We start from the raw sequence: 18,105 nt of genomic DNA on the forward strand, positions 1-18,105 counted from the left end.
GGCTTACCCGGCGTTGGAGGAACTGTGAGACTGACGATGCAGAATAGCCGAGAACTCTTCCATAAAGTTCAGATAGCCGTTTTCAATCTTCTCCACCTGATGGCTAAAACGGTTATAAGCTATCACCGAGGGAATGGCCGCGAACAAGCCCATGGCTGTAGCGATCAAGGCTTCCGCAATGCCGGGGGCCACCATTGCCAGAGTCGCTTGTTTCACCTCACCCAAGGCAATAAAGGCGTTCATTATTCCCCACACCGTACCAAACAGACCGATATAGGGACTGATAGAACCAGCCGTAGCCAAAAAGGGCAGGCTCTTTTCCAGGTTATCCACTTCACGGCTCAGAGATACGCGCATGGCACGATAAGCCCCATCCATTACTGCCTGTGGCGATGCCGATGCACTCTGGCGCAAGCGCATAAACTCTTTAAAGCCAGCCACAAAAATACTACCTGCGCCAGCAAGGTTATTGCGCGCCGCCAGCTCCTGATAGAGGCGATTGAGATCGCCTCCAGACCAAAACTTATCCTCAAACTTACGCATTTCATTGCGCGCCGAGCCTAAGACTTTGGAACGCTGAAAAATCAGCGTCCAGGACACCACAGAGATGCCCAACAACAGCAGCATAACCAGCTGCACCAGAAAACTGGCCTGCATAAAGAGGCCAAAAAATGACATTTCACCTGACACCGGACAATTCCCCTAAAACAAACTGTGGGATGGCCTTGGGACGCATGGTTTCAAGATCCACACAAGCCACCTTAACCTGCGCATTAACCAGCACATTATCATGGTCGTTTATTACCTGTTGCACGAACAGGATGCTGGCGCGCTTTAATTCTACTACCTGACTTAGAACTCTCAAGCTCTCGTTAAACCGTGCAGGCTGGCGATAATCTATAGTCACCCCTTTGACGACAAAGGCGATGGATTGTTCCAATAGTACATCTTGTTCTATGCCCAGTGACCTTAACCACTCGGTTCGGGCCCGCTCAATAAACTTGAGATAATTGGCATAATAAACAATGCCGCCTGCATCCGTATCTTCGTAATAGACGCGGATAGGATGCTCATGTTGAGTTGTTATTTGCAATACCTTTCCTTATTTTAAGCCAGCATAAAACGTCGTCGCGACCCTAATAATACCGGTTTTTAACGCCTAAACCCAAGACCTATTCAACCTTATAGGTATATTTATAAAGAACCAAAGACTGCATAAGTATTCAGCCTGATGAAATTCCATTCCAAAGAAAAATTGCCATACTTTTTGTATTGCGCTTAATATTCAACCAAAACCTATAACCCCTTACACAGAAAGGTTTATAGAGAACAAAGATTGAAAAACGATGAAATATCCAGCAGACACATTCTATTTACACATTAGTTTTACTAATGATAAATAGTAAAAAAACTCAATTGTCCTATGAGGCCATCTTCCCTAAAATACGCTCCGTATTCTGAGCTAGCGCATTGAAGTCATCCTCTTCATTAGCCAGATGCAGTGTGTCATATCTCCTGTTGACATGTTCCCTGGAAGAGTTTTCTTTTCCTTCAACACTTGTTGCTTTGCCCGCCTTTTAGGCGGGCTTTTTTTTATGTTCACGATGAACGGTATGCCGCGGACGCATGGATGCGTAGGAGCGGCGATGCCCAGGGGTGAATCATGGTGCGCACTGCGCACGAGGGGGATTTAACATCTCTCCGAGTGGGATGAACGCGAGGCCGAGGGCGAACCGCGCCTGCCATTGGCGAGAGCTCGCAGCCAATGATTCTTTAAAGCGATAAATTACGATGCCAGGGAGCAATTCGTTGGATAGACTGAGGATGAATGAATATGTAAGAGTAGCGAACATCAGCCAGAGTCAGAACAACGCCGATTCTTTACCCAGCTATTCCTTGTGCTATCTCGTGTTTTTTTCCTCAGCGTCCGGCCGGAAGAGCCAGCCAACTAATCGCCGTTATAATTCAGCCCCAGATGTAAGAAAGCTCTTTGGGTCGCCATGCGTCCCCGTGGGGTGCGCTGTAAAAACCCCTGCTGAATCAAGAAAGGTTCAATCACATCTTCGATGGTGTCTTTTTCTTCACCAATGGCGGCCGCCAGATTATCCAGCCCGACCGGACCACCGGTAAACTTATCAATAATCGCATGGAGCAACTTGCGATCCATGGTATCGAAACCTTCGTTATCCACATCCAGCATATCCAGGGCTTTAGCAGCCACTTCAGCACTGATATGGCCATCGGCCTTAATCTCGGCATAGTCCCGAACCCGCCTTAACAGACGGTTGGCGATACGAGGCGTGCCCCGTGAACGCTTCGCCACTTCCACGGCTCCGGGTTCATCCATATTCAGATTCAGGTACGACGCCGAACGCTGCACAATGCGCGTCAAATCCTTCACCTGATAAAACTCCAGTCGCTGTACAATGCCGAAACGATCTCTCAATGGCGAGGTCAAGGAACCGGCACGAGTGGTTGCGCCAATCAGGGTAAAAGGCGGTAAATCCAGTTTAATGGAGCGAGCCGCTGGCCCTTCACCGATCATAATATCCAGTTGGTAATCTTCCATGGCAGGGTAAAGGATCTCTTCCACCATGGGGCTCATGCGGTGGATTTCATCGATAAAGAGCACATCGCCCTCTTCGAGGTTGGTCAGTAATGCCGCCAGATCGCCGGCCTTTTCCAGCACCGGCCCGGAGGTGGTCTTGATGTTCACATCCATCTCGTTGGCGACGATATTGGCTAATGTGGTTTTACCCAGTCCCGGAGGACCGAAGATCAGCAGATGATCCAGTGCATCACGGCGATTGCGCGCCGCCTGGATAAAGATTTCCATCTGCTCACGCACATGGTCCTGCCCGGTATAATCGCTGAGCAACTTAGGCCGGATCGCGCGATCCACTACCTCATCTTCACCCGTTTCCGCTGCCTGTACCAGTCGATCCGCTTCTATCATTACACCATCGCTCTTAATGCTTCACGGATCAGATCTTCGCTGGACTGTCCCTCTTTGGCAATCTTTTTAATCGCCTTGTCGGCCTGAGCCGGTTTATAGCCCAGAGCCACCAAGGCGCTGATGGCCTCATCTCTGGGATCGTCGGTGGTAACAAAGGTATTCTCCACGCCCGTGCTATCCATTACCGGTAAGTCCACCGCGCCGCCAGAGGTATGCAGCTTCTCTAATCGGTCTTTAAGTTCCACCACCAAACGCTCGGCCGTTTTCTTGCCTACACCAGGCAGTTTTACCAGCGCGTTCACGTCCGAGTTTTGCACACAATGCATAAACTGCTCGGCAGACATACCGGACAAGATGGTCAGCCCCAGCTTGGGTCCAACACCATTGGCTTTGATCAGTTCACGAAACACCGCACGCTCGCCTTTGCTGGCAAAACCGAATAATAACTGGGCGTCTTCACGCACCACAAAATGGGTGTAAATAATGGTCTCCTGACCGGCTTCCGGCAACTGATAAAAGCTGCTCATAGGCAGTTGAATCTCATACCCCACTCCACCAGCTTCCACTAACACCTCGGGGGGGAGTTTCTCGATCAGGGTGCCGCGAATACGTCCTATCACTATGAGTTTACCTCGTTATTGTTATTGTCGCAGGCGACCGCGCACGGTCTTACTGGCCTGTCCGGACAGTTTAATCAAACTCTGTTGGGTATGGCCGTGGCACAAGGCCACCGCCAGAGCATCGGCAGCGTCGGCTTGCGGGGACGCAGGCAACTTCAGCAGGTAGCTCACCATATGCTGCACCTGCTCTTTACCGGCACTGCCCTTACCCACTACTGCCTGCTTGATTTGACGCGCCGAATACTCATACACCGGCAAAGCCTGATTGGTGGCCGCCACGATGGCCGCACCACGAGCATGCCCCAATACCAGCGCCGATGACGGATTTTTGGCCATAAATACTTGTTCGATGGCAAAGGTGTCGGGCTGGAACTGACTGATAAGCTCACTGACCCCATCGTGGATCTTCTGCAAACGGCCCGCTAACTCGCCTTCTCCAAGACGGATACAGCCACTGCCCAGATACTCAAACTTGCTGCCTTGCTGACGCAATACTCCGTAACCGGTAATACGCGAACCAGGATCAATGCCCAGAATAATGGCCAAGTCGACTCTTCCTACTGTTGTAATGCATCATACTGCTTATCGGTGATAGACGCATTGGTATACACGTCCTGGCTGTCATCCAGCTCCTCCAGCGTGTCTATCAATTTGAGTAACTTTGCGGCATCGGCGTTACTCAGTTCGGTTTTATTATCGGGCACCTGGGTCACCTGAGCATAACTGGCTTCCAGACCCGCCTTATCCAGAGCATCTTTCACCAGACCAAAGTGCTCCGGGGCCGTGTATATCTCTTTGCTGCCATCCTCGTAGGTATGCATATCCTCGCCACCGGCTTCGATGCCCACTTCCATCAGCGTTTCTTCGGATACCTCTGGACCATAGGAAATCACCCCTCGCTTGGCAAACATGAAAGAAACCGACCCCTCGGTGCCCAGATTGCCACCGCATTTATTAAAAGCAGTGCGCACCTCCATCACGGTGCGATTGCGATTATCGGTCATCGCTTCCACCATCACTGCCGCGCCACCGGCACTGTAACCTTCATAAACGACCGTCTCCAACTCATCGCCATCGCTGTTGCCGGCACCTCGGTCAATGGCGTTATCGATGGTATCGCGCTTCATGTTATTGGACAGTGCCTTATCGATAGCAGCACGAAGGCGGGGGTTCGCATCGGCATCCGGTCCACCCTCCCGAGTCGCGCTGACCAGTTCGCGGATGAGCTTGGTAAAAATTTTACCACGCTTAGCGTCCTGCGCCGCCTTACGGTGTTTGATATTGGACCATTTACTGTGCCCTGCCATCATGACCTCCTTTAAGGAATGAATGCCGGCGTTGCGTCAGTGACAAAATGGCCTCTGCATTACTGGGAGACCAGGCCATCTCTGCCGCCTCATTAATACTCAACCAACGAAACTCACTGTGCTCGGACAAGGTGATGGGCTGCCCGGAATCTACCTGTAGGCTATACACATACTCGGTGTTCTCGGAGACACCTTCGGGATAGCGATAACGCCACTCGGGGCGAATGGGATACTGATTTTTCTGTTGGTGATCCTCCAGCCGATGCCCCAGTGCCTCTATATCAATGCCAGTTTCTTCCAACACTTCTCGGTAGGCGGTTTGCCATGGGGTTTCTTCGCTTTCTAAGCTGCCGGTTACCGACTGCCAGAATTCAGGGTCATCCAAACGCCTCAACAACAGCACCCGATACTGGCGGTCATAAATGACCACCAGCACGGATTCGGGCCGTTTAAGCGTCATTGGCCTTTTTGATGATCTCGATGGCCAGCTCTTTTAATTGCTCAGGATTGGCTTCGCCGGGGGCGTCGGTCAGCGGACAGGCCGCCGTTGTGGTTTTGGGGAACGCCATGACATCGCGAATAGAGTCGGCCCCAGTCATCAACATCACCATGCGATCCAAACCAAACGCCAGGCCCGCATGCGGAGGTGGACCGTATTTCAGCGCATCCAGCAGGAAGCCGAATTTAACCCGCGCTTCTTCATCCGAGATCCCCAGAATGCGGAACACCGCCGATTGCATTTCCGGCTCATGAATACGCACCGAGCCGCCACCCAGTTCACAGCCATTCAAGACCATATCATAGGCGTTGGACAAGGCATTGAGCGGGTCTGCTTCCAGTTGTTCGGCGGTAATATCCCGCGCCGCAGTAAAGGGATGGTGCAGTGCATGTAGCTGACCGTCGATTTCCTCGAACATGGGGAAGTCCACGACCCAAAGCGGCTTCCAGTCGCCTTCCAACAGCTCCAGGTCCTCGCCCAGTTTCAGACGCAGTGCACCCATCGCTTCGGTGACTACGGTGTAGTTGTCAGCACCAAACAGCAGGATATCGCCGGTTTCGGCGCCAGTGCGATCCAGTAGCCCATTGACCTCCGCTTCGGGCAGGAATTTCAGAATCGGCGATTGTAAGCCATCCAGTCCCGCCGCCTTGTCATTCACCTTAACCCAGGCCAGACCTTTGGCCCCATAGATGCCGACAAACTTGGTGTATTCGTCTATCTGCTTGCGCGACAGACTGGCGCCGCCCGGCACACGAATCGCAGCAATGCGTCCCTTAGGATCATTGGCCGGTCCGGCGAATACTTTAAAGTCCACGTCTTTGAGGATATCGGCCACATCCACCAGCTCCAGCGGATTACGCAAGTCCGGCTTATCGCTGCCATAACGCTGCATGGCTTCGGCATAGCTCATTCTCGGGAAATCGCCCAGCTCCACATTCAGCAAGCTTTTAAATACGGTGCGGATCATGTCCTCGGTAATAGCCATCACACCATCGGCATCCAGGAACGAGGTTTCCAAATCGATCTGAGTAAACTCGGGCTGACGATCGGCTCGCAAGTCTTCATCGCGGAAGCACTTGGTGATCTGATAGTAGCGATCCAACCCCGACATCATCAGCAGCTGCTTAAACAGCTGGGGCGACTGTGGCAAGGCGAAGAACTCCCCTTTGTGCGTGCGACTGGGTACCAGGTAATCCCGCGCGCCCTCAGGGGTGGCCTTAGTCAGAATGGGCGTTTCGATATCCAAAAAGCCGTTGTCGTCCAGGTAACGGCGCACGGCGCTGGTCACCTTGGCGCGAAACTGCAGGCGTTCGGACATCACGGGGCGGCGCAAGTCGATGTAGCGATACTTAAGGCGCTGCTCTTCGGAGTTTTCCTGATTTGAATCCAGTGGCAAGGGCGCGGCCTTACTCAGGATTTTCAGGTCTGTCCCCAGAATCTCGATCTCGCCGGTTTTCATATCGGCGTTGATCTGACTTTCTGGACGGGCATTAACCTTGCCGGTCACCTGCACACAGAATTCAGCTCTGAGGGTATTGGCGATTTCCAGCACATCAGGCAGGTCTGGATCATACACCACCTGCACCATGCCTTCCCGGTCACGCAGGTCGATAAAAATCAGGCCGCCAAGATCCCGACGCCGATTGACCCAGCCACAAAGAGTCACTTCCTGACCCACGTGGTCTTTACTGATATTGCCGCAATAGTCTGTGCGCATCTGTGATTACCTATACTGCTTATCGTTGTGGGCGACCATGAACGTCGCCGCTAATACTGTCAAATAAAGCCGCCTAGTATAAACAATTGTGCGATCAACCGAAAAGGCAAAATGCCGATTGTTTGGGTTTTCTGAACGGGGCTATGGCTGGATTTTATCTCGCCTTTCGGCCTGCTAGAATTCACAGCCAATCTATGGGTAACTGGGAATGCGCCTTTGTCTGACAACCGTTCCATCGGCTTTGGCTGTCCTATGTGGCACCACGATCAGTGGCGAGGCCATTGGCTTTCCAGTGGCAGTAGCGGCGAAACCAGCTTGCGGCAGTACAGCCGGGTGTTTAACAGCATTGAAGGCAACACCAGCTTCTATCATCTGCCGGATGAGTCGTCGCTGCGCCGCTGGCAGCAGGCGGTGTCTGCCGGGTTTCGTTTCTGTTTTAAGTTTCCCCAACAAGTCAGCCATGGGCAGGATCTGGATGAGCACAGTGACGAGCTGAATGTATTTCTGACCCGCATGGGCCTGCTGGAAGAACAAATCGGGCTGCTGATGCTGCAGCTTCCAGCCCGATTTTCGCCTGCACAGCTGCCCCGGCTTAATCGCTTCCTGAGTGCTCTACCAAGAGAGTTTGACTATGGCGTTGAAGTGCGTCATCCGGAATTCTTCCAGAATGTCAGCTACGCCCGCCAGTTGAATGAATTACTGACTTCTCACCGGGTCAATCGCATTATTATGGATACTCAGGGTCTGTTTGCTGCGCGGGCCAACAATGAACTTCTTAAAGAGGTTCAACATAAGAAACCTAAAGTGCCGGTACACGTGGTGACCACCGCTGATAAGCCTGTGGTACGCTATGTAGGCCACCCGTCGTTGGCGTCGAACCCCCAGTGGTATCGACGCTGGCAGACTAAGCTTGAACAGTGGCAGAGGGCGGGAAAACAGCCATTTATGTTTTTCCATATGCCGGATAACGCTTATGCGCCCTGGCTGGCCAAACACTTTGCCAGGGACTGGGCTAACCAGAGCCAAGCGCCCGGTTTTCAGGTGGATATCCCAGACCGAGTAGAACAAGGCGGATTATTTTAACGCTTAAGGAGTGCCAATGAAGATAGAGAAGCTATACCAGATCGTTGACGCTGAGCACGAAGGCCGCACCTGCAAGGATCTCGATGACAAGGCCTGCCAGCGGGTACCGGGTAACTTCTTATTGATCTGCGCAAGCCTTATCATGACCAAGCTGGGGGATCTTCTGGCATCGCCCAAAATCGTCTTAAGCTGGCTTCTGGGCAGCGCGGGGGCTGCGCCCGGGATTATTTCACTGCTGGTCCCCATACGTGAGTCCGGTTCACTGGTGCCCCAGCTGGCGATTGGCGCCTGGGTGCGCCGCCACCCCAAACGCAAAGGGTTTTGGGTGATAGGCTCCGTGATTCAGGGCATGTGTGTGGCGCTAATGGCGGTGAGCCTATGGACACTCTCCGGCAATCAAGCCGGTTTTGCCGTTTTGGGCCTGCTGGTGTTATTCAGCCTGGCCCGCGGTATGTGCTCGGTATCCATTAAAGACGTGCAAGGCAAAACCATTCCCAAAGGGCGACGCGGACGACTGTCGGGCTTAGCGTCCAGTGTCTCCGGTGCGTTAACCGTCGTGATTGGCCTGGCCTTTTTTAGCGGCGATGAAGACCCTACTTTGGCCTTCTATACCCTATTGTTGGCATTAGCCGCCGTATTATGGTTGTTTGCCGCGGTGGTATTTTCTCTGGTTGAGGAAGAGCAAGGCGAGACCCAGGGCGGCAATAATGCACTTAAAGACGCGCTGAAGAATCTCACACTGCTCAAAACCGACGCGCATTTTCGCGCCTTTGTCATCGCCCGGGCGCTGCTGATGGGTTCAGCCCTGTCCGCACCTTTTGTGCTGTTGCTGGCCCAGAATCAGAGCGCCTCGCCGCATACCTTCGCGGCCTTCTTGATCGCCAGCAGTTTAGGCACCAGCCTATCGGCCACCATCTGGGGCTGGCTGGCCGATGACTCCAGCCGCAAGGTGATGTTTAAGGGGGGTCTGTTTGCCGCCCTCGCCGCCTTAGCAGTATTGGCAGTGGATTTAAGTCAGATAAGCAGCAATATTTACCTTTATGCCGGGCTTTACCTGCTTTTAAGTATTGCCCACGCGGGCGTGCGCATTGGCCGCCAAACCTATATTGTGGATATGGCCGATGGTGTTAAGCGCACGGATTATGTGTCGGTCAGCAACAGCGTTATCGGGCTACTGTTGTTGGTAGTAGGTCTGATCTCGGCGGGCTTTGCTGCCCTCTCCACCCATGCTGCCCTGGCTTTCTTAGGCTTGATGGGGCTGGTTGGCAGCATCTGGACCTACCGCCTGCCGGAGGTCAGTGAATAATCTACCAAGAAAAGGCGCAAAAGTGATTCCTTTGCGCCTCTTCTACTCAGACTGCTCTCGGGCATTCAACTTGGATTGGATAAACTTACTGTGGGGCACGTAGAGTAAGTCCGCGATACGGCGGATGGTATGTTCCTCATGCTTGTCCAACTGCCCGTCTGCCAGAGCGAGCTTCCAGAGGTTTACCATCACGGTCTGTTTTTGCTCAGCGTCACAGCTGTCGTTCAGGACCCGGGTAAAGGTCATCATGTCGTTGGCACTATCGGTATGCTCGCCAGAGCGGTGCAGCAACTGTTCAGCCTGCTTATCGGAGAGATTAAACTGTTTCACCAACAGCTGATGCATCATCTGGGTTTCGTCTTCGGCCAGCTCACTGTCAGCGCGAATCACCTCCATGTAGAGCACCGCCGTAGCAATATCGGTCTTGATACGACCTTGATCACTACTGTCTTCCTGCTTCAGCTGCTCTACCCAATTCTTCAACGATTTAATCAAAGCTACTCCCAGTTAATATCTTCAGGGGCTGCCATACGCATAAATTGAGGTTTACACAGATAGTAGCCCTGCATATAGCGAACCCCATTAAATTTTAAAAAGAAATACTCTTCTTTGGTTTCCACCCCCTCTGCCACTACCATGATGTCTAAGGCATCGGCGGTCATCTTGATACCACGTAATATGGCCTGCTTGACCTTATCCTTGTGGATGTCCCGGGTCAACAGCATGTCCAGCTTCAGAATATCTGGTTGAAACTGAGCCAAAAGGTTCAACCCCGCGTAGCCTTCGCCAAAATCATCAATGGCAGTCAGGAAACCTCGTTGCTGGTATGTTTTGAAGATTTCAACAATCTTAGTGCTGTTAACCTTCTCATGCTCGGTCACTTCAAAGGTAATATTGTCTCTCGGATATCCAGACTCTCGGGCAGCGCGTAAGGTCTGCTTCAGACAGGCTTCTGGCTCATATACGGCATTGGGCAGGAAGTTGATACTGATTCTGGCATCTTTATCCAGTTTGCTGGCTTCCCGAATCGCCGTCACACGACAGGCCTGATCGAAGCTGTACAGGTTATCCTGATTCACTTTGGAAAAGACTTCGCCCGCACCTTCACCGTTAATTCCCCGCACCAAGGCTTCATGGGAAAAAATCTCCCGTCTTTCCACATCCACAATAGGCTGAAAGGCCATGGCGATTTCAAAGTCCAGTGCGTCTTCACAGGAGCAGTTAGAGCAAAGTCCACCGGACGGCTCCTGTGGTGCTAACTTCTCCGGCGTGACTCTCTCAACAGCTGCCATAAGATCTCCCGTATTTTTCTGGGGTTTGTTCATCGTTCATAAGCAGATCCTAAGACCAGAATCGCTTAAATTGCTCGACCGCTCGAAACGCGGCCTGCGTGGAACCTCCGGCACTCCAATCTCCTAGCGCGGCGACAGACTGCTCTGGCTTAAAAATCATTCCCGGCCCTTCAGCTTCATGACTGAGTCTAGCGTAACGCCAAAAATGTTTGTAATGGTGCACCACATTCACAGCTTCGCCTGTAACTTGCTGTAGCTCGTTAACCGCAGTGGACAACACTTCATCCTGATCTGACCGATGCAGCTGTGCCGACGCCTCGTGAGTCAACTGGATAACCCAGACAGACTCCTCTCTGTCTCGTCGTGGCTTGGCACTGTCATTAAGCATCAACTGAACCGGCCCTTGTTTTGGATAGATAATATCTGCTTCGGTGTTCAACCGTCGCTGCGGTTGCACTGCAACGCTCCAACAAGGTAACCAGTCCAACTCATCCACGGCTGGCCCCCCTAGGTGTTCGGCCAAAATTGGCTGAGTCTGTGGCCACGGGGCGGTTAATACCACCCAATCAAAGCCACCGTATTTTCCTTCCTGTTCATCCCACAGCATCCAGCCCGATTGGGTTCTTTGCATGTGCTTAATACGTACCGAGAGACAGAGTTCGACACGCTTCAGGTAGTGACGGCACAGACTGTTCATGCCAGGAGTAAAGACGAACCGACAGGGTTCGGCAGATTCGGGGACTAGTTGGCCATCATAAATAAAGCCTTTGGCTTGCCAACGCGCCACGAGCTGCTGTGGCATCAGACGTTGCAGAAACTGACAAAAACGTGGGTCTGTGGCTCGGATCTCACAGGCCCCAATATCAAAGTTACCCCAATCCGTTCGTTTGTGGGTTAACCGACCGCCTCGCCCCCGGGATTTTTCGAACACCGTTACCTGATGGCCCGCATCCTTTAGAAAGTCAGCCACCAGGCTGCCTGTGAACCCAGCTCCAACTACAGCTATTTTCATTATTCTCTATGAGGGTTAACAACGATGAGATAATTACGAAGGGCTGGCCGCAAAGATCAATCCATCTGAGATGTTGCTACAGGGGCTTTTTTAGATAAACGCGGTTTGATGCGTTGCCAGTTGTCTGTGAAGGGTTTCAAATACAACTGCTTCATTGTCTGATGACCGGGATCGCCACGCCCCACGCCAAAGCGCACCCGTTTCACCTCAGACGACTTGATAAGCGTACCGAACAGACGATCCCAGACGGCTAATGCCGACCCCAGATTGCGATCGAAGTGCGCCGGGTTGTCACTGTGATGAACCTGGTGCTGCGCCGGGCTTATCCACCATTTTTCAATGCGATCACCAAAGGGCAGCCACACATGGGAGTGGCGTAAGTTGGACCCCAGTGCGTTAAAGGCAAACACAAATACGTTAGCCCCCAGTACATCGAACATGGACAGCGCAGGACCAAACAAGTAATACCCCAGCCCGACGGCCACACCTTGTGCCAGGCCCATCCGACAGGCATAGAGGTAGCTTTCCAGCGGGTGGGAGCGGTAGATGGTCATGGGCGTTAGTACCCGCGCCGAGTGATGCACCTTATGGTAGTCCCATAAAAATGGCACCTTATGCAGCAGGTAATGCAATAAGAATCGAGTGAAGTCATCCAGCAGAAACAGCAGTAGCGTGAAGCTGGCAATCACCACCGCTTCGTTTTGGCTCAGTGGTGGAATAACACCGAACAGCGACTCCAGCGCCCCAGACAACCCCATGGCAATGGGCACCATGGTGACAATAAAGGGCGCAAACATCAGAGCTTTCAACGGCTTGTTAAGCAAAAACAAGCCATAGTCCAGCTTGGCCGACTGATGCCACCATATTTTAGGATTAAACAGATATCGGCCAAAGTCTCGCCAACGAAACTGACCATACTTGAGATAAAAGGCGGGAATGGCCAATAGCAGCGCACCGAGCAGATACAGCCCGTAGATGCGTTTATTGGCATCCAGCAGATAACCGGGCAGCTCAGAGAGCCCGGTTATACCTTGCTGAAACCATTCCCACACTCGCCTTCTCCTCAGAAGTGATACTTATAACCCACAAACGCCTGCTGAGGCTTAGTGGGACGCGCACCGTAAGGACGGCGACTGCCAATTTCCACCTCATCCAGCAGGTTATCGAGCTTCAGATACAGCTGGCCGTTGGCGCTGACATCATAGCTGGCCGACAGATCCACCAGCGTATGGCTTGGCACCACTTTACCGGAAAGTACCACACCCTGCCCGGCCGCTTCGCGCATTTCGCCGGTGTGATTCACCAGCAGCGTCACCCGCCAGTCACTGGCCGCAACGCCTACCGTCAGAGTCAGCACATTATCAGGCAAATAGGGCACCTCATCACCGGGGTCGACCTCACCCCAAAGATCGAAGTCCGAATCCAGGCCCTGTTTAAACTCTGACTGGGTATGGGTATAAACCACCGACCAGGGCAATGTCAGCTCACCGGTTACACGCATATAGCTGTTGATGCTGGCTTCCAGTCCGTACACCTCGACCGCCCCGGCATTAAAGTCCTGATCCAGATCACCATCGCTGGCACAGCTGGCGGCCGTCGAGAAGGAGCAGCTTTCTTTCAGGTTATCCACGTCATTAAAAAAGCCCACCACTTCGGCCTGGGAGGCGCCGTTACGGTAGCGCCAGCCCAACTCATAGTTGAGACTCTTCTCCGGTTCGATGCGCTTATCCTGCAGCGGACTGGTAGGCACAAAGCCTTTGTGTACCCCGGCGAAGACCGACTGCTGTTCATCCACCCGATACAAGGCGCTGGCGGAGGGCAACCAGATGCGATGCTCCTTACGCTGCCAGTCATCGCCGGCATTCGGCTTGCGATTGCGATTGCGATAGTAACCGTCGATATCTTCACCGCGAGTGCCCAGTGTAAAGGCCCAGTCTCCAAGCTCAATCCGGTCCTGAATATACACCGACCAGGCACGAGTCGTTTCCAGGTTAGTGGTGGTGGCACGCACGCTTTCACCGGTGGCGACCATCTGACCGTCGGTCATCAGGAAGTTCTGCTCAGTATGGTTGCGCTGAATTTCATCCTGATGGAAACGCACGCCGGCTTCCAGGTTGTGGGTCACACCGGCCAGAGTCACTGGCATGGCACCATCCATCTGCACGCCCTGAGAATAGTACTCCCGGGCGTTATCGCCCAGCACCAGAATCTGCTGAATGCTGGCATCTCTCTCGCCGGTCAGCACCTGGTAATAGTCCCAATATTGCTCTGGGTCAGTGAGCACGGAAAGCAGGCTTGGTACATTGCCGCCCTGGGAACTGGTAAAGCGATTGAGCTTCTCCCAGCTGCGCTCAAAGTCATGGCGATAAGCACGGGTGGTGACATCCAAACTCTGCCAGCTCAGATGGTGTGTCAGTTGCAGCTGGCTGTGCTGCCAGTCCATCTCGGCCAGCTGGGTAGCGGCGTAGCGTCTTAAGGGATTGACGGCAAAGTCGCCGTCGGTCAGGCCCAGATAGGTTTCATCTGACACCTCGTCGGCATAACTGGCTTTTACTTCCAGCAACTGATCAACCGACTGACTGGACAGATCCCAGTTGGCCTTAAACATCAGGTCGTTTTTCTCAAAACCGGTATCGCCACCGCCATCCAGCTCTTTAAAACCATCGGTCTGAACCCTCAAGCCTTCCAGCAGATAACCAAAATCGCCCTGAGTATCGCCGTAATACGCATGGGCCTTGGCGTAGCCATCACCGCCCAGACTCAAATCCACCATGCCTTCGCCACTTAGTGGCACCGGACGGGTGACCAGATTCAGAGTACCGGCCACAGTATTGGGGCCATACTGAATGGTACCCGGCCCTTTGGTGACTTCCACCGCCGTCATACGGCTGGTCATGGGAAAATAATACGCTGCCGGAGCCGAGTAAGGCGCCGGGCCTATCAGCACCCCATCTTCCATAATATTGATTTTCTTACTGCGTTCCGGCGTTACACCGCGAAAGCCGATATTCGGCCGCAGACCATAACCGTCCTCACTGCGGATATTTACCCCAGGCACCTGAGCCAGAATGCGACCGATATCGTCATACTCAAACTTCGCCAGTGCCTGCTCGTCCAGGCGCGTGACCGAGCCTGCAGTGGCCGACAGTTGCTGCTCGGTGCCGATCACACTAACCCGCTCAATGTTGCTGGTTTCATCACCTTCGGCCAACGCCGGTAAGGTCAGTGCCGCCAGTACAGACAGGCTCAGAGGACGCATTAGTAATGTTTTTTTCATCAGTCGTTATCCCCCGCACTGGTTTCCGGCAGCTCCAGGGCCAGACTATTGATAAAGTCGGACTTCATGGTGTCGGTGACCTTTTTCACCTCACCGTGCAAGGCTTCGACACTGTCCGGGTTGTTCTGAAGTGCTTCGGCCAGAGAGGCGTCAAAACCCTCTGTATTATTGATGGCCATTTGCAGATCCCCCAGCAGTCGCTCGGCGGTCTCGCTATCACCCACATCGTTAAGATAATCATCGAAGCCGATGCCAGACTCCGCATCCATCCCGCCTTGCAGCATATGTAACAAGCCGGTCAGATTGGCGTGAATATTCTCTATCGAGTGATTGGCGTACTGCGACTCGACGTTGTCGGCACAAGGCTCGGCGCCGCAGTCGTTGGCAAACAGGCCCAAAGGTGTCGCCAACTTGGCATCCTTGGTGGTTTCGGTGATATAAAACAACGCATCGGACACTTCATTCACGGCCTCATGGGCAGTAGCGTAGATACTGTCCGGCAGACCGGCGTTTTTCAGACGAAAACCATAGCCGCTCTCGCCCTGCCATTGCTCGACAAGCTCATCGGCGCTGTTCTTTAAGTCGCTGACGACGATTTCAGCGAAGTCACAGCGGGCCTGACGTTTTTGATCATCGGTCAGGTCGAGCCAGCCGTCCGGCTCGGTACCGGCAATAGTGCACTGATGATTCAGATCTTCGTTAAACAGCAGGTATTCCAATGCATCCAGCCCCCTGCGACTGTTGGTTCGCAGGCTAATGTCATAGCCTTCTTCCCGGGACAGCATCACTTCCTGATCCACCGAGCAGGCGCTGGTGTTCGGCCAGGAGTAGATGCGGTTTCGCAACGTAGAGCTGTTATCCGTGAGCGGGCCAATCTGCATTAATTCGGCCTGCTGCCAGTCGCTCATCACCGTACGCCAGTCCTCACGGGCCTGGTCAAGGGTCGTGTCCGTATCGCCACTGCTACTGAGTGCCTGACAATATGCCGCCACACTGTCCTGTTGATGGATTAAGTCGGCCTGAAACTGCTGATAGGTGGGCAGGATCACCTGATCCACCACGCTTTCCAGCAGTTGGTTCTGATCAAAATCCGTTTGCACCGGCTGCGACGGTGAGCCGAAATCCTCACCCTGACTCTGGCTACTTGACTCGCCGCAACCTGTGGCAATCAGCGCAGAAGCGCAGGCAAAAACAAGGGGATGTAACCTCATAATGCACCTTTAATTAGAAACACAAAAGGCCCGCATCGGCGGGCCTGACTCTATTTTAATGAACGGAATTACCAGTTCTGCACATTCGCATCGGCGAAGCCGTAGGCCGTGCCAACAAGATCGCGTGCCGCTTCGATGTCAGCCAGATAGGCGTCCATATCGCCAGTCAAAACAGGCTTATCGCCGATCAACTGATGTAGGCTGGCAAAATCTTCATCGGAAATGGCCTTGAAGCGATTAAACTGCAAGCCCAGTGCAAAGGCTTTCAGCTCTGACCAATGAGTCGCCAAGGCACCATAATCAAAGTCCTCGGTATTGATGTTCTCATAGTCAGACAACGTAGAGTTGGCATAGTGAATCACATTTGCCGCCACAACTTTTTCCCACTCCGAAACAATAATGTCTCGCTGCACTTTCAGATCATCCATCTGTGCAGTAGTCAGAGCCTGACCGGCGTTGTCGTTAATGATCTTACGGCCTTGCAGGAAGGCATCGAAGATGGACTGCGTGAAGTCGGTCTTAACACCCTCTTGAGAGCCCAGGTCACGCTTGGCGGCATAACCGGCAAAGGTAAAGTTAAACTCAGATTCCAGATCGATGCTGCCGCTTTCATCGGTATCCATATAACCGGGGCTGGCGATCATCTCATCGCTGTAATCCAGAAAGTCACGGGCCGCACCAAAATAGCCATAACCTTCATCAAACTGATGCTCCAATGTGGTAAAGGCAGCACCATCATCCTGGCTGGTATTGTCGGTCATCAGGCCTTTGCCTTCCGTGTCGTCATCCAGATAGTCATCCACAGACTGGGAATAAGCAACGCCCATTAGCAGAAACTTGTGGATCAGTTGGCTCAGATTAAGACCATCATCCGTCAGGTGAACCTTGTTGATGACATCACCAAAGGGATCCAAACGCTGATTACCCGCCAACTGGCTTTCGGCATTGTCGGCCAACTCATTAAACCAGCTACGAACCAGACTTTCCGGGTCAGTACTACCAGCCGCGCCCCAACCCACAAACTCGGTACTCCAATCTTTATGCTGGCCAGTGGCGTCGTTGCCCGCAAGCTTACCGACCAGGTTTTTGTTTGAGCCTGATACCTCTAGCAGGGTTTGCTGATCCTTAGCGGGATCAGTGGAAATTCGAATATTGGTCGCACCCCAGATAGCATCATACTGGTCGCCGAAGTTATCAAAGTACTGAAGCAGAGCATCCAGTGCATCCTGACGGTCTACATAACCGGCGTTATTAAAGTCTTCTACCGCGCCAAACTCGGTATCCATCAATGTTTTGATGTCCGTCAGCAACACATAGCGTGCTATCTGACCAGAGTAAGAGACGCTGGATTCTTCAGTAAAGGCGCTGGTAAAGCTGTAGGTATCCAGCACATCGGTCACATCGATACTGAATTCTTCAGTTACACTCTCATCGCCGCTGTCGGTGGCGGTGACATTCAGAGTGACAGTCGCTGCTTTCTCAAAGTTTAACGCCTGGCCTTCTGCCAGCATCAGGGTGTTGCCGGTCACAACGAAACGCTCATCGTCGACGCTAAAGGTGTGGCTGTCGTCGTCTTCGTCGGTGACAGTCAGTGTACCGATTTCAGCACCGGCGATATTCTCTTCAACGCTGTTAGCGTCGAGGCTGATAGCCGTAGGGGCAGCATTACCGCTGCCACCATTGTCACCGCCAGAGTTATCGTTATTGTCATTACTGGAAGAGCCGCCGCAGGCGGACAGCATTAAAGAAGCAACAATCGCCGCCAAAGCCGTTTTTCTTGTTGTAAGCATAGAATTCCCGTTTCTTTGAAATGAATGTGCAAATG

At 52.9% G+C, this 18,105-nt stretch carries 17 protein-coding genes; 2 read left to right on the plus strand and 15 right to left on the minus strand.

The annotated features are described in order from the left end of the window. Positions 1 to 3: 3 nt before the first annotated feature. The 8 genes from tolQ to aspS all read right to left on the minus strand — a co-directional run bounded on the left by tolQ (position 4) and on the right by aspS (position 7,099). Entirely contained in the window at positions 4 to 690 is a 687-nt protein-coding gene (gene tolQ / locus HMF8227_RS09230; protein WP_109339908.1) for a protein TolQ, read from the minus strand. Further along, complete coding sequence (gene ybgC / locus HMF8227_RS09235; protein WP_109339909.1) at positions 680 to 1,093, minus strand: tol-pal system-associated acyl-CoA thioesterase; 414 nt, start codon at positions 1,091 to 1,093, stop codon at positions 680 to 682. Before ybgC ends, tolQ begins: the two co-directional genes overlap by 11 nt. 855 nt (positions 1,094 to 1,948) lie before the next feature. Then, positions 1,949 to 2,956, minus strand: a complete 1,008-nt coding sequence (ruvB, locus tag HMF8227_RS09240) for a Holliday junction branch migration DNA helicase RuvB (protein WP_109339910.1) — start codon at positions 2,954 to 2,956, stop codon at positions 1,949 to 1,951. Further along, positions 2,956 to 3,576 carry a Holliday junction branch migration protein RuvA gene (ruvA, locus tag HMF8227_RS09245; RefSeq protein ID WP_109339911.1) on the minus strand — a complete coding sequence of 207 codons (621 nt, stop codon included), beginning with the start codon at positions 3,574 to 3,576 and terminating at the stop codon, positions 2,956 to 2,958. The genes ruvB and ruvA overlap by 1 nt, the downstream gene beginning before the upstream one ends. Positions 3,577 to 3,597: 21 nt before the next feature. Beyond that, entirely contained in the window at positions 3,598 to 4,122 is a 525-nt protein-coding gene (gene ruvC / locus HMF8227_RS09250) for a crossover junction endodeoxyribonuclease RuvC (RefSeq protein WP_109339912.1), read from the minus strand. Positions 4,123 to 4,133: 11 nt separating this feature from the next. After that, positions 4,134 to 4,883: a YebC/PmpR family DNA-binding transcriptional regulator gene (locus HMF8227_RS09255; RefSeq protein ID WP_109339913.1), complete on the minus strand. Its 750-nt coding sequence runs from the start codon at positions 4,881 to 4,883 to the stop codon at positions 4,134 to 4,136. Then, positions 4,867 to 5,343 carry a dihydroneopterin triphosphate diphosphatase gene (gene nudB / locus HMF8227_RS09260; RefSeq protein ID WP_109339914.1) on the minus strand — a complete coding sequence of 159 codons (477 nt, stop codon included), beginning with the start codon at positions 5,341 to 5,343 and terminating at the stop codon, positions 4,867 to 4,869. The genes HMF8227_RS09255 and nudB overlap by 17 nt, the downstream gene beginning before the upstream one ends. Continuing rightward, positions 5,333 to 7,099 (minus strand): aspartate--tRNA ligase, encoded by a 1,767-nt coding sequence (aspS, locus tag HMF8227_RS09265; protein ID WP_109339915.1) that lies wholly within the window; start codon positions 7,097 to 7,099, stop codon positions 5,333 to 5,335. Before aspS ends, nudB begins: the two co-directional genes overlap by 11 nt. 216 nt (positions 7,100 to 7,315) lie before the next feature. On the opposite strand from aspS, the gene HMF8227_RS09270 reads away from it, so the two are divergent. Further along, positions 7,316 to 8,182, plus strand: a complete 867-nt coding sequence (locus HMF8227_RS09270) for a DUF72 domain-containing protein (RefSeq protein ID WP_162558559.1) — start codon at positions 7,316 to 7,318, stop codon at positions 8,180 to 8,182. A gap of 16 nt (positions 8,183 to 8,198) precedes the next feature. Further along, a complete protein-coding gene (locus tag HMF8227_RS09275) occupies positions 8,199 to 9,488 on the plus strand; it encodes an MFS transporter (protein WP_109339917.1) in 1,290 nt (429 codons plus the stop codon). A 42-nt stretch (positions 9,489 to 9,530) separates the two neighbouring features. Here the strand turns inward: HMF8227_RS09275 and HMF8227_RS09280 are convergent, their stop codons facing one another. From HMF8227_RS09280 to HMF8227_RS09310, 7 genes are all read right to left on the minus strand, one after another. Then, complete coding sequence (locus tag HMF8227_RS09280) at positions 9,531 to 9,983, minus strand: tellurite resistance TerB family protein (RefSeq protein WP_162558560.1); 453 nt, start codon at positions 9,981 to 9,983, stop codon at positions 9,531 to 9,533. Between the two features lie 2 nt (positions 9,984 to 9,985). Beyond that, on the minus strand, positions 9,986 to 10,780 hold the full coding sequence (locus tag HMF8227_RS09285; RefSeq protein WP_109341062.1) for an EAL domain-containing protein: 795 nt from the start codon (positions 10,778 to 10,780) through the stop codon (positions 9,986 to 9,988). 49 nt (positions 10,781 to 10,829) lie between these two features. Then, positions 10,830 to 11,792, minus strand: coding sequence for an NAD(P)/FAD-dependent oxidoreductase (locus HMF8227_RS09290; RefSeq protein ID WP_109339919.1), 963 nt, complete (start codon positions 11,790 to 11,792; stop codon positions 10,830 to 10,832). 56 nt (positions 11,793 to 11,848) lie between these two features. Continuing rightward, positions 11,849 to 12,844 carry a sterol desaturase family protein gene (locus HMF8227_RS09295; protein ID WP_239421243.1) on the minus strand — a complete coding sequence of 332 codons (996 nt, stop codon included), beginning with the start codon at positions 12,842 to 12,844 and terminating at the stop codon, positions 11,849 to 11,851. An 11-nt stretch (positions 12,845 to 12,855) separates the two neighbouring features. Beyond that, complete coding sequence (locus tag HMF8227_RS09300; RefSeq protein ID WP_109339920.1) at positions 12,856 to 15,069, minus strand: TonB-dependent receptor family protein; 2,214 nt, start codon at positions 15,067 to 15,069, stop codon at positions 12,856 to 12,858. Continuing rightward, positions 15,069 to 16,280 (minus strand): imelysin family protein, encoded by a 1,212-nt coding sequence (locus tag HMF8227_RS09305; RefSeq protein ID WP_109339921.1) that lies wholly within the window; start codon positions 16,278 to 16,280, stop codon positions 15,069 to 15,071. Before HMF8227_RS09305 ends, HMF8227_RS09300 begins: the two co-directional genes overlap by 1 nt. A 68-nt stretch (positions 16,281 to 16,348) precedes the next feature. Then, on the minus strand, positions 16,349 to 18,070 hold the full coding sequence (locus HMF8227_RS09310) for a DUF4856 domain-containing protein (RefSeq protein ID WP_109339922.1): 1,722 nt from the start codon (positions 18,068 to 18,070) through the stop codon (positions 16,349 to 16,351). Between the last annotated feature and the right edge of the window lie 35 nt (positions 18,071 to 18,105).

Origin of the sequence: Saliniradius amylolyticus, assembly GCF_003143555.1 — a bacterium.
In the GTDB taxonomy this organism is placed as follows: Bacteria; Pseudomonadota; Gammaproteobacteria; order Enterobacterales; family Alteromonadaceae; genus Saliniradius; species Saliniradius amylolyticus.